The organism is Bacillus sp. FSL K6-0255 (assembly GCF_045040725.1).
In the GTDB taxonomy this organism is placed as follows: domain Bacteria; phylum Bacillota; class Bacilli; order Bacillales; family Bacillaceae; genus Bacillus; species Bacillus subtilis.
On record NZ_CP150278.1, the window covers coordinates 3,539,842 to 3,556,058 of the forward strand.

At 35.5% G+C, this 16,217-nt stretch carries 11 protein-coding genes and 3 pseudogenes; 4 read left to right on the forward strand and 10 right to left on the reverse strand.

All coding sequences use genetic code 11. The features are described 5' to 3' along the window. Positions 1 to 172: 172 nt before the first annotated feature. The 3 genes from lytC to lytA are packed head-to-tail and all read right to left on the reverse strand — an operon-like array spanning position 173 to position 4,151. Positions 173 to 1,663 (reverse strand): N-acetylmuramoyl-L-alanine amidase LytC, encoded by a 1,491-nt coding sequence (gene lytC / locus MHB62_RS18440; RefSeq protein WP_014478142.1) that lies wholly within the window; start codon positions 1,661 to 1,663, stop codon positions 173 to 175. A gap of 38 nt (positions 1,664 to 1,701) precedes the next feature. Next, positions 1,702 to 3,819: a SpoIID/LytB domain-containing protein gene (locus MHB62_RS18445; RefSeq protein WP_015714810.1), complete on the reverse strand. Its 2,118-nt coding sequence runs from the start codon at positions 3,817 to 3,819 to the stop codon at positions 1,702 to 1,704. Positions 3,820 to 3,842: 23 nt separating this feature from the next. Then, complete coding sequence (lytA, locus tag MHB62_RS18450; protein ID WP_003242772.1) at positions 3,843 to 4,151, reverse strand: membrane-bound protein LytA; 309 nt, start codon at positions 4,149 to 4,151, stop codon at positions 3,843 to 3,845. A 183-nt stretch (positions 4,152 to 4,334) separates the two neighbouring features. On the opposite strand from lytA, the gene lytR reads away from it, so the two are divergent. Beyond that, on the forward strand, positions 4,335 to 5,255 hold the full coding sequence (gene lytR, locus MHB62_RS18455) for a transcription antiterminator LytR (protein WP_014478144.1): 921 nt from the start codon (positions 4,335 to 4,337) through the stop codon (positions 5,253 to 5,255). 39 nt (positions 5,256 to 5,294) lie between these two features. Here lytR and wecB read toward each other — a convergent pair whose 3' ends face one another. Continuing rightward, positions 5,295 to 6,437, reverse strand: a complete 1,143-nt coding sequence (gene wecB / locus MHB62_RS18460; RefSeq protein WP_029726000.1) for a non-hydrolyzing UDP-N-acetylglucosamine 2-epimerase — start codon at positions 6,435 to 6,437, stop codon at positions 5,295 to 5,297. Positions 6,438 to 6,682: 245 nt separating this feature from the next. Here wecB and galU point away from each other — a divergent pair, with 245 nt between their 5' ends. Then, positions 6,683 to 7,561 carry a UTP--glucose-1-phosphate uridylyltransferase GalU gene (gene galU / locus MHB62_RS18465; RefSeq protein ID WP_003227944.1) on the forward strand — a complete coding sequence of 293 codons (879 nt, stop codon included), beginning with the start codon at positions 6,683 to 6,685 and terminating at the stop codon, positions 7,559 to 7,561. A 38-nt stretch (positions 7,562 to 7,599) separates the two neighbouring features. On the opposite strand, the pseudogene MHB62_RS18470 reads toward galU, so the two are convergent. Further along, positions 7,600 to 7,674: pseudogene (locus tag MHB62_RS18470) on the reverse strand (hypothetical protein); the annotation flags it as partial. Between the two features lie 220 nt (positions 7,675 to 7,894). Between MHB62_RS18470 and MHB62_RS18475 the strand changes: the two are divergent. Next, a complete protein-coding gene (locus MHB62_RS18475) occupies positions 7,895 to 8,113 on the forward strand; it encodes a hypothetical protein (protein ID WP_119123078.1) in 219 nt (72 codons plus the stop codon). A 149-nt stretch (positions 8,114 to 8,262) separates the two neighbouring features. Here MHB62_RS18475 and ggaB read toward each other — a convergent pair whose 3' ends face one another. The 4 genes and pseudogenes from ggaB to MHB62_RS18495 form a co-directional block, all read right to left on the reverse strand. Then, positions 8,263 to 10,965 carry a poly(glucosyl N-acetylgalactosamine 1-phosphate) glucosyltransferase gene (gene ggaB / locus MHB62_RS18480; RefSeq protein ID WP_032722619.1) on the reverse strand — a complete coding sequence of 901 codons (2,703 nt, stop codon included), beginning with the start codon at positions 10,963 to 10,965 and terminating at the stop codon, positions 8,263 to 8,265. Positions 10,966 to 11,088: 123 nt separating this feature from the next. Further along, the gene (locus MHB62_RS18485) at positions 11,089 to 12,429 is read right to left on the reverse strand and encodes a glycosyltransferase family 2 protein (RefSeq protein ID WP_009968267.1); all 1,341 of its coding nucleotides are present in this window, start codon (positions 12,427 to 12,429) and stop codon (positions 11,089 to 11,091) included. Between the two features lie 40 nt (positions 12,430 to 12,469). Next, positions 12,470 to 12,799, reverse strand: a pseudogene (locus MHB62_RS18490) (CDP-glycerol glycerophosphotransferase family protein). Between the two features lie 556 nt (positions 12,800 to 13,355). After that, on the reverse strand, positions 13,356 to 13,457 hold the full coding sequence (locus MHB62_RS18495) for an adenylyltransferase/cytidyltransferase family protein (protein ID WP_009968268.1): 102 nt from the start codon (positions 13,455 to 13,457) through the stop codon (positions 13,356 to 13,358). Between the two features lie 490 nt (positions 13,458 to 13,947). On the opposite strand from MHB62_RS18495, the pseudogene MHB62_RS18500 reads away from it, so the two are divergent. Beyond that, positions 13,948 to 14,579 (forward strand): annotated as a pseudogene (locus tag MHB62_RS18500) (UTP--glucose-1-phosphate uridylyltransferase); the annotation flags it as partial. Between the two features lie 38 nt (positions 14,580 to 14,617). Here the strand turns inward: MHB62_RS18500 and tagH are convergent. Beyond that, positions 14,618 to 16,201: a teichoic acids export ABC transporter ATP-binding subunit TagH gene (tagH, locus tag MHB62_RS18505; protein ID WP_003227930.1), complete on the reverse strand. Its 1,584-nt coding sequence runs from the start codon at positions 16,199 to 16,201 to the stop codon at positions 14,618 to 14,620. Between the last annotated feature and the right edge of the window lie 16 nt (positions 16,202 to 16,217).

The window sequence follows — 16,217 nt, forward strand, 5'->3', positions numbered from 1 at the left end:
TTAGCAGACGGATGTTAATTGGATGTAAATGGTATGTTAAGAAGTGTGAATTACGTGTTTTTTCTGATAAATGTTGTTAATACTCTTTTACTATTTTATATACAAGTCCTATTTGTTTTAATCATTTCATATAAAAAAGAGACAAATCTGTGATTAGATTTGTCTCTTTCGATTATCTGTAATAAGATACTGTGCCGTCATGAATAGCTTGTGCAGCTTTATCTTTATAAACCGCTTGCTTCAATTTACTTGCATCTGATGCATTAGTGATAAAGGCAGTTTCAACTAAAACACTCGGCATTTTAGAATATTTAATAACATAGAAAGCAGCTGTTTTTACTCCCCGGTCTCTCGTTCCAAGATTAGCCGCTAACTTTGGTTGAATTTGTTCAGCCAGTCTCTTGCTATTTGCAGCTTGATATGTTGTATCGTAGTACGTCTCACTTCCATTTGGTGATGAGCTATCATTAGCATTTGCATGTATACTGATAAATAAATCTGCTTGTGCAGAAGCTGCTTTATTTACTCTCTCCTGTAAAGAATAAAAAGTATCATTAGATCTTGACAGTACTGGAAGAGCACCTGAAGCATTTAGCTTTGTATTGACTCTTTTCGCTATATCAAGGTTGACTTCTTTCTCAAGGAGTCCATTGCCGATTGCTCCTGAATCTTGATCACCGTGACCCGGATCAATAAAGATTGTTTCACCTACAACTGGATTCTTTAGCTGATTAGCAACCTTGGTGCTTACGGCAGGAGTGTTTCCGATAATCGTAAAGTTTGACATGTTTTTACTTCCAATAATTTTACGGGCTCCTGTAGATAAATTTTCACCATTTGTAAGGATAAGAGATTGCTTCTTCTTAGCTGCCAGTGTAGCTCCTGCAATAGAGTCAGGGTAGCTGAATCCATTGCTTACATATACGGTGCTTGTTGATAAATTAAGTTTTTGTACGATATTTGCAGCAAGCTCATATCTGTTTGAACCACTAATTCTTGTAGGAGAAGGTAACTTGTTGTATACCGTATTGCTGATACTTCCAGTGCCTCCTACAACAACGGTACTCGAAATTCCCTTATCTTTTATCACAGACGTTGTCGCACTATTTATAGATGTTTTATTTGTAAAAAGAATTGGATACCCGTTTTTCGCTGCATAAGGAATGACGGCCGGAGCGTCTGCATATAAGAAGCCATTCAAAATAACAGCTTTTGAAGTCGCACCCATCGCTTTTGCCACCCGTGCAGCCGTATCATAACGGTTGCTTCCTGCAATTCGTTTAATACTTATCCCTAAACTTTTAATCTGGTTAGCAGTGTTAGATGAAACAGCAGGTGTTCCGCCTACAATAATTACATTTTTAGTCTGCATCTCTTTCAATCTTGTTTTCGTTTCATATGAAAGCTTATCAGAATTAGTGTAAAGCAATGGCGCATTCTTCTGGTAAGCAAGGGGTGCTGCTGAAATAGCATCTGCATAGGAACTCCCACCAACAATTACAGCTGTACTTGCTGTTGAATACATTTGCTTTGATATTTGTACAGCAGTGCCGTATCTATTGCTTCCCCCGACTCTTTTCACTGAATTATCGGCCAAAGCTGTTGGCACAAAAAGTATGAGCCCCAGAAAACACATTGTTAGGACTTTTATATAAGAACGCAATTGATTTCCTCCTTAAATGGCGTTATATCCTAAAATAATCAATAACTTGTCAGAGTTGTACCTGGATAGTAAAATTTCAAAATTGAACTATATGAATCTCCAGCTTCTGCTCTTGCTTTTGCTCCATATTGACTCATTCCGATCCCGTGACCATATCCTTTACCGCTGATTGTGTACTTTGAAGTATCTTTTTTTACAGTCACATAAGTACTTTTAAATACAGTCGCTCCAATCATTGTTCTTAACTCACTTGTTGGTACACTAATGGTTGTAATTTTGCTCAAGTTATAGGAGCCAGTACTGCTTTTAACAAAATACTTCACTTTCATCGATGCTGTTTTTGCACGCTGCCCTTGTGTCGTTCCACTAAAGCTTAAATCGTCAATACTTGCAATTTTGACAGAATCAGCGCTTGTTTCTTTATTTTTCAAGATCCAGTTCTTAACTCCGGAAAGTCTTGCAGAATCAGTTTCAGTCGCTGAAGACCACCAAGAAGAAGGCTTCGTTAAGTCCAAAGATTTCGTATCTAGCTGTTGTTTTGACAAAGTAAGCGTCCAGCCTATTTGAGGATCCTTTGTATCTTTTTTTGCAATCAAGTAAGGTACACTTGATGACCACACTTCATTACTAGCTTCTGTGTAACCACCATTACTGGAAGAATAAGCTGCAGTTATAAGAGATCCATTATATTTCAGAACTTTCCCCTTCGTTTGCTCTACCGCTTTATTGGTATTCGAATTCCAACTGTAGCCACCATAAACTTGAAAAGCGGTTGTATCAGGTACAGTAGTTCCTGTTTTTGTTATTGAGTAGGTTCTTGCAGCGACAGTCTGTGCTTTAAGAGCCTCAAGTGACCAGCTAGCAGGCATTTCATTCGGAATTACTCCTTTTAAGTAATCCTCAAATGGAATATTCTCATTTACCGGTCGGATATATTTAGTAGACTCAATAGAGAAATTAACCGTGCCAAGATACTGCTTTCCATCAAGACTAATTCTGTTTGAAGTAGAATAGTTTTCTGGTTTAATTCTTAGGGAGTTTCCGTAAGTTTTGATGTTTTCAAGGTTTAATTTTCCGCTGTTGATTTTTAGATTATAGGTGCTACCGTCAGCTAAATAAAATTCATCAGCAAGTGAATTCTCAACTTCAGCAGAAATTGAACTGGTACTTCCAATAAAGTCGTATGCATATGTGGCTTTATCTTTCGTTATACTTTTAGCCGCAGCCGGAACGCTATCTTGTTTAATAAATAAAATTTGGCTGTTTTTCTTCGAGGCAAGCGAAGCGCCTATCAGTACGTCTGCATATTTTGTCCCGTTCGTCATTACGACTTTATCAGCCTTCAACTTTAGTTGCTTAATTATATTTGCCGTAAGTTCATATCTGGTTGATCCAGGAATCCTTTGCACAGTTGAAGTTTTTTTAATTTGGTTTTCTACACTATCACTGACGCTAAATGAACTGCCTATAATGATGACTTGTTTTGGCAAATTATAATCCGGAAGCTTGTCTTTCTCTGTAAGCAAAATAGGGTATCCGTGTGCTGCTGCATATGGAGCAATGGCTAAAGCGTCTTGAAATACTCTTCCGGTTACAACGATCGCTTTATCATAGCTGCCCATTTGCTTTGCAATATTTTCTGATAAGACATATCTATTTTTTCCGCTTATCCTTTTCACAGCGCCATATGATTTCAGCTTGTTTTCTACATCTTTTGAAATGCTTCGCGCTCCCCCAATGATTAAAATATTATCAGGGTTAAACTTAGCAATTTGTCTTTCAGTAGTTTTTGTTAACGTGTCAGGCTGAGTAAATAAAACTGGTGCGTTCAGTTTTTTCGCCAATGGAATAACAGGCAATGCATCAATAAAAATATCTCGGTTCACCAATATCACTGTATTAGGATTTTTCCACTGGCTGTTGGATGCAAGAGTCGCAGTTTCGTATCGTGAAGCGCCTGCAAAACGATCCGTAACAGCAACATTATCTCCAGTTACTTTATAAAATCCTGTTGGCGATAGACTGATGCTAGATTTATTTCCAATATAATTTGACAATTTAACTGAGATGTTTGAGTCTGCTGCAAAAGAAACTGATGGAATCAATAATAAGATTGCAGCAAGTGAACACACTATCAATCGTTTGCAAGATTTCAAAATTTCAGGTTCCTCCCTATATCTTAGTTGGCACGTTCAATATCTTTTAACAGAAGCTGACCCTCATCATTTTTTTCATATGTAATCGTGACCTTATCTCCACTGTTAAACTTATCAAGATCACTTGTCGATTCTTCAGTGATATCAAGACTAACCGGCTCATTATCTACTGTTACTTCTATTGTATGAGTATCAGCTAACCCTACATAAGTACCTTCTTTTGTTTCAATGTTACTGTCTGGCGATACATCTTCACCTTGACTCTTTTGACTATTAACCCCGCAACCCGAAAGAAGCAATATAAAGAACAGTAAAGCTATAAATTTTTTCATTTTTTTCACCTCATTATATTTTATCGTCAACCTATTTTATATTTTAAAGAAAAATTAAGAAACAATGAAACTTTTTTTTATAAAAAACGACTATTTTAGGATTTCATTCTTGTATTAAATAGAGTTGTATTTATTGGAAATTTAACTCATAATGAAAGTAATTTAACAGACGAGGTGCAAAGGATGAGAAACGAACGCAGAAAAAAGAAGAAAACTTTATTACTGACAATTTTAACGATAATCGGACTTCTTGTACTCGGAACTGGCGGCTATGCATACTACTTATGGCATAAAGCAGCTTCAACCGTGGCAAGTATTCATGAAAGCATTGATAAATCTAAAAAGAGGGATAAAGAGGTCAGTATCAATAAAAAAGATCCTTTTTCCGTCTTAATCATGGGTGTGGATGAACGCGACGGCGACAAGGGCCGTGCCGATACGCTCATTTATATGACCGTTAACCCAAAAACGAATACAACCGACATGGTCAGCATTCCGCGTGACACGTATACAAAAATTATCGGAAAAGGCACAATGGATAAAATCAACCATTCATACGCTTTCGGCGGTACGCAGATGACGGTAGACACTGTTGAGAACTTCCTCGATGTTCCGGTTGATTATTTTGTGAAAGTGAACATGGAAAGCTTTAGAGACGTTGTTGATACACTTGGCGGCATTACAGTTAACAGCACATTCGCGTTCAGTTATGACGGTTATTCGTTCGGCAAAGGAGAAATCACGCTGAACGGAAAAGAAGCGCTCGCTTATACCCGGATGAGAAAAGAAGATCCGAGAGGCGACTTCGGACGCCAGGACCGCCAGCGCCAAGTCATCCAAGGTATTATTAATAAAGGCGCTAATATTTCTTCCATCACGAAATTCGGAGATATGTTTAAAGTTGTTGAAGATAATGTGAAAACGAACTTGACCTTCGATAACATGTGGGATATCCAGTCCGATTACAAAGGTGCACGGAAACATATTAAACAGCACGAACTAAAAGGTACAGGCACGAAAATCAATGGAATTTACTACTACCAAGCTGATGAAAGCGCCCTTTCCGATATTACAAAAGAGCTGAAGGAAAGCCTCGAAAAGTAAAACAAAAAGAAGCTTCGCACAATGTGCAAAGCTTCTTTTTTATTTGCCTGTAAATGAATCCGGTTGTTCTTTCCGGTACCCGTAATGAAACAGCAATTCTTCCACAATCCGGCGGGAAGCCTCTCCATCTCCATACGGATTAGAAGCCTGGGACATTTTTTCGTACTCATCATGATCAGTTAACAGCTGTTTTGCCAGCTGATAAATGTTTTCCTCATCCGTCCCTGCAAGTTTCAGCGTTCCCGCTTCCACTCCTTCAGGCCGTTCCGTCGTATCACGCAGAACAAGCACCGGTTTCCCGAGAGATGGGGCTTCCTCCTGCACGCCGCCCGAATCTGTCAATATAAGATGCGATTTCGCTGCAAAGTTATGGAAATCGATCACCTCTAAAGGTTCAATCAGATGCACTCTGTCAGAATCACCAAAATGCTTATGAGCCACTTCCCGGACAACAGGATTCAGGTGCACAGGGTAAACGACTTGTACATCTTCAAATTCCCCTACAATTCTGCGGATAGCCTTGAACATATTTTCCATTGGCTCACCCAAATTTTCCCGGCGGTGAGCGGTCAAGAGAATCATTTTATCCTCACCCACCTGATCGAGAACAGGATGTGAGTAAGCATCCCTAACCGTTGTGTTGAGTGCGTCAATCGCTGTATTGCCCGTTACAAAAATAGAGTCGGCCTTTTTGTTTTCTTTTAATAAATTGTCTTTCGCCTGGCCTGTCGGAGCAAAATGCAAATCAGCAATCGCCCCTGTCATCTGTCGATTGAGCTCTTCCGGAAACGGGGAATACTTATTCCCTGTACGGAGCCCCGCCTCCACATGACCGACAGCAATTTGATGGTAAAAAGCGGCTAGGCTTCCGGCAAACGTCGTCGTTGTATCACCATGGACAAGCACAATATCGGGTTTGATATCTTTAAACAACTCATCCAATTTTACAAGTGCGTTAGACGTAATCTCTGCCAGTGTCTGCCGCTCCTTCATAATGTTCAAATCGAAGTCAGGCTTGATATGAAACGCATCTAACACCTGATCGAGCATCTGTCTGTGCTGTGCAGTTACCGTTACATAGGAATCTATTTCAGGATATTTTTTCAATTCAAGCACAAGCGGTGCCATCTTGATCGCTTCAGGCCTGGTCCCGAAAACGGTCATAACTTTTAGTTTTTTCATATTTGTCACCTGGTTTTCTGCTATAGTAAATAAATTCATACTACATATTCTACATGAAAATGCATCATTTTAAATCATTTCATTCTTGATTCAAATAAAATGATATAAGTTTTAATATTAAGGATAAAGCTTGTTTAAAAATGGTTTATCCGATATCATAAAAATGTGTAAAAACATATTGAAAAGGGTAAATAGAGAATAGTTTAACCATAAATTTTTTCGATCATAAGGAAGGTGCCTTTTAAATGAAAAAAGTACGTAAAGCCATAATTCCAGCAGCAGGCTTAGGAACACGTTTTCTTCCGGCTACGAAAGCAATGCCGAAAGAAATGCTTCCTATCGTTGATAAACCTACCATTCAATACATAATTGAAGAAGCTGTTGAAGCCGGTATTGAAGATATTATTATCGTAACAGGAAAAAGCAAGCGTGCGATTGAGGATCATTTTGATTACTCTCCTGAGCTTGAAAGAAACCTAGAAGAAAAAGGAAAAACTGAGCTGCTTGAAAAAGTGAAAAAGGCTTCTAACCTGGCTGACATTCACTATATCCGCCAAAAAGAACCTAAAGGTCTCGGACATGCTGTCTGGTGCGCACGCAACTTTATCGGCGATGAGCCGTTTGCGGTACTGCTTGGTGACGATATTGTTCAGGCTGAAACTCCAGGGTTGCGCCAATTAATGGATGAATATGAAAAAACACTTTCTTCTATTATCGGTGTTCAGCAGGTGCCCGAAGAAGAAACACACCGCTACGGCATTATTGACCCGCTGACAAGTGAAGGCCGCCGTTATCAGGTGAAAAACTTCGTTGAAAAACCGCCTAAAGGCACAGCACCTTCTAATCTTGCCATCTTAGGCCGTTACGTATTCACGCCTGAGATCTTCATGTATTTAGAAGAGCAGCAGGTTGGCGCCGGCGGAGAAATTCAGCTCACAGACGCCATTCAAAAACTGAATGAAATTCAAAGAGTGTTTGCTTACGATTTTGAAGGCAAGCGTTATGATGTTGGTGAAAAGCTCGGCTTTATCACAACAACTCTAGAATTTGCGATGCAGGATAAAGAGCTTCGCGATCAGCTCGTTCCATTTATGGAAGGTTTACTAAACAAAGAAGAAATCTAAACATAAAGGCTATTGGACATTCATCCAATAGCCTTTTTTTATTTCAACATCAAAGTCAATGTATGCTCTTCATTATCAACTGCGAAGACCTGATCAACGGCCTGCCGCAAAAATTAATAATCCCAGACAAACACACTGATTGTAGAGTTAAACAAACTAAATGAAAACATAAATACAAACATGCAGATTAAATAGTAAATATCTTGTATTCAATGCAAGCTAAGTAAACACCACTTGCTAAAAGAACAATGACTAAACAACCAGCATTACAAAATAATTAAATAAATTTGAAGCAATTACAACAGAAGGCAGTGAACTGTCGGAAAGTTCATTTTGGCTACCATATTAATCCCTTTAACTACGCTGTTGGATTTATCAAGAATTGTCGGGCTAATAGAAAACCACGGAATCAAACCAGCCAGCATTCAAACGATAAAAGGCACTTCTCCGATACCTGTTATGACCAGCTTACTGTTGCGCATCCCAAATACAAACCAGTACGCCATCATTAGAATAAGGGGATTTAAAACCTGCCATAATACACCAAAATAATTGATTTTTTGGATCTTTCGGTTAAAGAAATTTAAAAGTACCAGTGAATATTGTAACAAATGTTGAGTTTTTTTCACTTTTAAAAAGTAAAGAGAAGTCTCGCAGAACTTCTCCCAACATTTGAAGTGTCAATATAAAACAAACCAACCTCATTTAGCAACTTTATTATTATCTAATTCCAAAATAGCATTATAAATACGATTCCTATTATTTTTATCAGTATATGCAAAAAAGTTATCTACTCTTTTTCTATACTTATCTTCCATACGACTATTGTTTTTCATATAATAGATAACTTTATCCACTAAGCTATTATGATTTTCTAATACATCCCCAAACCCCATTTTTTTATAATCATAATAATCAAGTTTAAAATGGTATGACTTTTCGTATTGATAATAAATAACAGGTTTTTTCTCATATGCAAAATCAAACGCAACAGATGAAAAATCAGTAATCATTATATTAGAAGAATTAAATAGCATTTGATAGCTGCTGTTATAGTCGGCAAATTCCACATAGTCATGCTTTTCAAAGTCTACAATCTGTTGCTGAATATCTGGGTGAGGAAAAAAAGTTATTTTATAATTATTTTTCTTAGCAAATTCGATTAGCCGTTCATCATTAATCAAAGCATTATACCTAGAAAAATATTCACTATCTTTAAATTTCGGGTTGTACGGTCTTACTCCTTTTGCCTGATCTTTCGGTAATACAATATCTTTTCTCCAAGTCGGCATTATTAGAAGTTGCTTTTCTCCCTCACTCTTCTTAAGATTATCGTATCTCGGAAATCCACCCAACAAAATATTCTCTTTTTTATAGTTGTAATTCCCTTTCACAATAGACCGATATTCAGGTTTGGCAGAAGTGACTAATAATTTGATATTCTTGTTGTATTTGTTTAACCATTCAGAATGATCTGCCATTGTTATTCCGTGCTGTAAAAAGATAAACTCAAAGTTAAATAAATCTCTAAAATAAATCTCCATATTAAAAAATGGATTTACAACCCATATATCTGCATGTGTCGATATTACTTTGGAAGAGGATAAGGTTAAAATTTTATGTCTAAAAGATCTGTATGGTATGACCTTTCCATATTTTTTGATTCTGTCGTAATCCTTGCTATCTTTTTTTATTATAAAGTATTTTTTTACCCCATCATTCTTGTTGATTGCATATTTAAAGAGGTGCTCGGCATTATCATCAGCTTTGTCTTGTCTGTCTATGAATAACCATACTGGTTTTCTATTAAAAATAGTGAAAACATGGTGTACCATTCTTGCCATCAGTGCCTTCTTAATCGCTGATTTTCGTTTTTTTGATTTTTCCCCTGATTTATGTAGGGATTTTAAGAAACGAAACTCTTTTATAAATCTATTTTTAAAATTGTTTTTTTTGAACATTAATTTTTTATAATTATAATAAAAAATATAATCTTTTTTAGCCACATAAGTATTATATAAATCGTTTGACAAACCTGAATACTTGAAAAAACGAAGTTTTGTCAACTTCCTTTTTTTACCCTTAGTTATAAAAAACTCAATATGATGATTATCTGCTAGATGACCTTTGGGAATATCTATTGAAAAACCGGGATATTTTTTTATTACTTCTCCTAAACTTATATAATCATTATGCTGTCTTTTTATATTCTTTGCTTTTATTTTTGTTTCGCCAATTTTAGCATAAAACTTAAAACCTTTAGAATTAAACAGCGAGCTCCAAAAGCCTTCTATGTGAATGGAATCCTCATTTTCTTCTAAAATTTCAATAGTTAAAGTTTGATCCGATAATTTCGAAACAATTTTACCTTCTCTGTATAAATAATAATCCTGTTCAGTTTCTCTTTCATATACATACCTACTATAATTTTCACCGTGCTTTATTTTTAAAGCATGATATAAATAGAAATGGCTGACACTTTTTGTTTCAATGATGACATCGTCGTCAATATACGACAATACTTCTCGAATCAATGTTAAAAATTCACTGTATTCATTTTCGTCTAAAGGTGTTTCACTGATATCCTTAATCAATAATTTCCACTTCAAATCATGCATAACCATATATTGAAGAAATAAAGGTATTTTCTGTTCATGATTTTTTATAATATCGATTAAATTCTTTGAGAAAGTGATAAGTGAATGGTTAAACCAATTCTTATTTGCTTTAGCAGTCTGCATGGCAGATGATCCATCTTCTCTAACTCTATAATGGTATTTTGCCTCTTTAACCAGACCATACTTTTTCTTTTGCGATATGATTAAATTAACTAGTTTGGCATCTTCACCTATTTTACAATTTTCATCAAACCTGATATTTTTCAAGGCATCTTTTTTTATAAATGTAGAACAACAATGAGTTAATATATGATGCGGTTCTTTTTCTACATCCAAAATTCTTGTAGAAGAAAACTTATTATTTAGATTATGTTCTCCAGTTCTTCCTTCTGCAAAAAAAATAGGGATTGCTACAATATCAATTTCATTCTTATGTTCGTCAAAGAAGTTTAAAACATTTTCGAATGTTCCTTCTGAAACTAAATCATCCGGATCCAAAAATTGAATATATCTACCTTCAGCATACTTTAAACCATAATTTCGAGCACTGCTCACTCCGCCATTCTGTTTCTTTGCATAGACAATGTTATTGGGATATTTCTGAGCATATTCTTTACAAATGATTTCACTTTTATCGGGGCTATCATCATTCACCAGTATTAACTGAATATTCTCAAAACCAACAGTTTGGTTAATGATACTTTCTATAGCTTCAGTGAGATACAACTCAACATTATAAATCGGCATTATAACACTGAAATCATAGTTAAAACTTTTTTCGTTCATAAAAGATTACTCCTAACATAATGTTTATATGAATAAGAATTCGGGTAAATAAAAGTAAGAAACAAGAGAGTACTAATTTTTGCAAAACAATTTTAATTTAGTAAAATGTATGAAAAGCATTCCTTACCTTTTTTTAAAAACCCTTGTAAGCAAACTTTTAAAAATGTTCACATGGTTAAGTTCTAAAGAATCATTTGGTGTTTTTAGTACAAAGTCAAATGCAAAGGCCCAAATCGGTATTTCGACAACAAAACCAGCATATCTAAAATCTCTTAATTTATATCCCCATACTTCAATTGTTTTTTTCAGTTCTTTTCGTTTGCATTTTTTTAATCTTTTAAAATATTTTATATATATTCTGTCATTTTCTTTCATCTCATAATACTGGTTAATAAAGTGCCCTGTTAATTCAAGTCTAAGCCCTTTTATTTTTGCCGAAGTAACAGTACATGAACTATGCAGTACTCTTTCTTTTTTTATATTTTCAAGAGCTTCTGTATTTTCTTTTAATAAGTGAAACATAAATTCTTTATAGTACATCGGCATATCTTGTTCTTTTATAAATTGCGGGTCAATAAATTTTAAAACTTTAATAAAATCATCAACAAAAACTCTTTGTTCTTGTTGATCTAAAACAGACTTATAAACATCTCTATAGTTCGGATATAAAAACAGTTTTATATGATATACAATTAAAAATTGCAAATAAGGCAAAACTATATCATATTTGTTGAATGAATCCATCAACAAAGTCATGTAACATTCATTCAACAAATATGTGTACCTTTTTTTGTTAAACCATGAACGATCAACTAAAGAATCCTGTTCTTTCCGTTTTCTATAAAAATACTTTCCTTCTGCAACTGCTCCGTATCTTTTTTCTTTCAGTAATAACTGGTTAAAAAAGATAGCGTCTTCCCAAAACTTTATAGATTCATCAAAAAGGACGGTACTAGTTAGTGTATGTCTTCTGTAAAAAGTGCCGCCAATATAAAAATGAATAGCTTTATAATCGTTGAGAATATTTATAACTCTTGTTCCTTTTTCAAATCTATTATTTAATTTATGTCCCCCTTCTTTTTCACCTGTGTAATAAACAGGTAATACCGCAATATTTACATGTTCGGAATCACAAAAAAAATCATAAACACTTTGCAGCGCATTTTGAGAGAATGCATCGTCAGAATCAAGAAAACCAATAAATTTAGATCTTTCGCTTACATTTGATAATCCACAATTTCTTGCAGCAGAAGGTCCAGAGTTTTCAATTTTCATGATTTTAATATTATTAGGATATAGATTTTTAAAGGATTCACAAATTTGAGGACTGCTGTCAACACTACCATCATCTATTAATATCAGTTCTATATTTTCCTTAAATCCAATTGACTGGTTAAGGACACTCTCTATTGAATATCTTAAATAATTTTCAGAATTATATATTGGTATAATTATAGAAAACATGTTTGTACCTCTTTATTTAGAAGTTAAAGGATCGTTTCAATTACTCTTTTAGAAGCCTTGCCTCTTCTAAATTACAAAATTTATTATAAAAATCCTCATAGTTATGATCTATATAAGGATTATGTAACAACTCTTTTACCGTATCTATAAGTTCTTCACTTGTTTGAAGCAAGTTTCCTGGCGTTTTTTGCTGAAAATTAAAGTAAAAACCTCTGATACAGTCTCTATAAGCCGGGAGATCATACACAAAAAATACAAGGTTTTTTTAAAAATTCATATTATCAAAAAAGACAGAAGAATAATCCATAATCAATAAATCACTAATTAAATATAAATCTCGAATATCTTTATTTAAAGAAACATCGTTCACAAAATATTTATATTTCCCTAATTAAATTGTTCTGAAACTGGATAATACCATTCTTACAAGAATAACCATAGAGTCTCCAAGGTTCCCTCTTCATTTCCTCTAATCAAATTAAAGTTAAATTTATACTGGCCAGCTTTCTTAAAATTCATTATCCCGCAAAGTTGGTGCATATAAAATTATTTTTCTTTAATTCCTTATTTGATAATGTAGAATTGGTAGGGGATTGTAGCTAAACTGTTTCCAGAATAGCTTTCAAATAAAATTAATTTATTGTTTCTTGGCAGAAGGACAAAAATTTTAAACAAAACTGAATAAACTCTAACTAGTAAACTTCTGCAATTGGTTATAATAAAAATTTCATCAGTGAACTCCTTAAAGAGTGAAGATTAATATTTACGCAAACAAGAAAAAAAGAAGCAACTGAATTTACTTCAAGCCTCTTTTAGTTAGTGCTTCTATAAACTAGCCATATCTTTTCTGATTTGGGTAGTTGAAATGCCTGCTATTCTTGTAAGGTAAATGGCCTCATAGTATTCCTTTGTAGACAATCGTACGATTAAGTAATCCCAGGTTCTTTTGCTCTTTCCAGTAGCTTCATATGTCCATAGTGAAATAAATCAAACATTCCGTACGTATCACTTTCTTCATTAGATAACATCACCTTCCAACCTTTTCCAACTTAGAAAAAACAAAAATCCTTAACTGATTGTTTATCATTTCGACATATTTTTTACGTTCCATTAATAATAAACAATAATAGCATATGTTCCTATAAAAGTTAAGGCTCTTTAAAAATGTAAATCATCAGCACTTTTTGACAATATCGTTGCATTGATGTGTATTTTTTACAGATCTGATATCTTATCTATACTCATTACAACAAGTTTTCTATTCCGGAAGAGTCAATTCTTTTTGTCGCGTTTTCAAGTGTAATGATTTTCTTTCTGCTGCGTCATTTATTTTGTACGCCCTCCTCATATTACTTCATCGTCAAAACGTGAAGGAATTGTAATACGTAGTTCCTAAAAATTTTCGTGGTAAAATTTAGTGAAGTCTTTATCAGGCTAAGGGACTTTATCTAAACTACGAATTACATATGGAGATATATAGATGAAAAGGAGGGTTGATATGATATAAACGAAAATCAATTAGATAAAGGAAAAACTGAACACTTCTGAAAAAAGTGATAAGTTTCTTTCACTATATCCTCCAAAAAGAACCTAAAGGTCTTGGACATGCTGTCTGGTTCGCGCCTAACTTTATCGGCGATGAGCCGTTTGCGTTTCTGCTTGGAGACGATATTGTTCAGGCTGACACACCAGGGTTGCGCCAATTAACGGATGAATATGAAAGAACACTTTCTTCTATTATCGGTGTTCAGCAAGTGCCTGAAGATGAAACACACTGTTATGGCATCATCGCCCCGCTGACAAGTGAAGGCCGCCGTTATCAGGTGAAAAACTTCATTGAAAAACCGCCTAAAGACACAGCACCTTCTAATCTTGCCATCTTAGGCCGTTACGTATTCACGCCTGAGATTTTCATGTATTTAGAGGAGCAGCAGGTTGGCGCCGGCGGAGAAATTCAGCTTACAGACGCCATTCAAAAACTGAATGAAATTCAAAGAGTGTTTGCTTACGATTTTGAAGGCAAGCGTTATGATGTTGGTGAAAAGCTCGGCTTCATCACAACAACTCTTGAATTTGCGATGCAGGATAAAGAGCTTCGCGATCAGCTCGTTCCATTTATGGAAGGTTTACTAAACAAAGAAGAAATCTAAACAAAAAGGCTATTGGACATTCATCCAATAGCCTTTTTTTATTTCAACATCAAAGTCAGTGTATGCTCTTCATTATCAACTGCAAAAACCTGATCATCTGTATTCACAAGAAAACGCTTCTTGCTGCTGTCATACAATACATCGCTATCACTTAAGGATAGTGACGCCGGGTTGATAGGAGAAATGTTATGAAAAATAAGCTCTGTTGCTTTATCATTCTCCAGTACATAACTGATTTTTTCATAATCAAAATTCAGCGTTTTTCTGCCGTCAGCCTTATTTCCTTCAGTATAACCATTCAATTTCGATTGAATGCTGGTGCTGCTGTCTCCTAGGAATTTCAGAAAGTATTCATAGGAAGATGCTGCGTTTTGCGAGACATAAGACGTAAATGCAGTGGCATGCAATTCAGCGTGTTTCATGTTAGTTGCAACAGCGCTCTGTTTCACATAATAAGAGTGCCCGTCAAACTTTATTTTCGCTGCTTGTTTGCCTTTTGCAGCTACCGTTACTTTTGTACCGAATGGCAGTGTAACGTCAGCCTTCTGTTTCAAACCCTGATCCTTATAAGCAGCCGCTTTTTCATTTGCTATAAACCCTTGCTTATTGATTGCAGTTAAGCGTTCCTCTGACTTGCCCTTTGCATCGCCATGATGGTTCTTCACTTCATTTTGCGGAATAGCGCCAAACGAAGCAATTGTACGAAGCGGGGCATTAAAGAACATCGTTCCCGCCATGAAGACAGTCAGAATAGACAAAATAGCAATTTGAATGGCATTGGCCAGTGATTTCGGCTTTTTCTTCTTTTTGCGGAAACGGGCAAACGCTTCAGGATCTTCTTTCTTCCTCTCTTCTGTCTGCTCTTTTTTATATGTCTCTTTTTCTTTTTTCGATAGCTTATTAAACCAGTCAATAAACGCTTTGTACTCTTTCACAACCGTTTTTGTTTCATCAAACATACGAAGCTCGCCATAGTGCATCCAAGCAACACGGTCACACATCTTTTCAATCTGACCGATTGAGTGGCTGACAAAGAAAATCGTTTTTCCTTGCTTTTTAAACTCATTTATTCTGTCTACACACTTCTGATAAAACGTTTGGTCCCCCACAGAAAGAGCTTCGTCAATAATTAAAATGTCAGGATCAATATGCACGGAGATCGCGAAACCGAGACGCGACTTCATCCCGCTGGAATAGTTTTTAACCGGCTGATTAATAAAATCGCCAATCTCGGCAAATTCAACGATGCTGTCATACATATCATCAATTTCTTTATTGGTTAACCCCATCATCAAACACTTGAGCCGGACATTGTCCCGGCCCGTTAATTGGTTATTCAAACCGGCAGCAATCGCAATCAGCGACGGCTGGCCGTTCATTTCAATTTCACCGCTGGTCGGCGGAATAATTTTAGCCAGCAGGTTAGACATGGTCGATTTTCCTGACCCGTTTATTCCTACAAAGCCGATTGTCTCCCCTTCATACACGTCAAAGGAGACATTCCGCACAGCAAAAAAACCATTATCCTTAGCCGGAAAAAACAATCCTTTAATCTTGTCCGATTGTTTTTTATACAAATGATACTGCTTTGAAACATTTCGAAACGAAACTTTTAGTTTCATCGTAAAATCTCCTTAC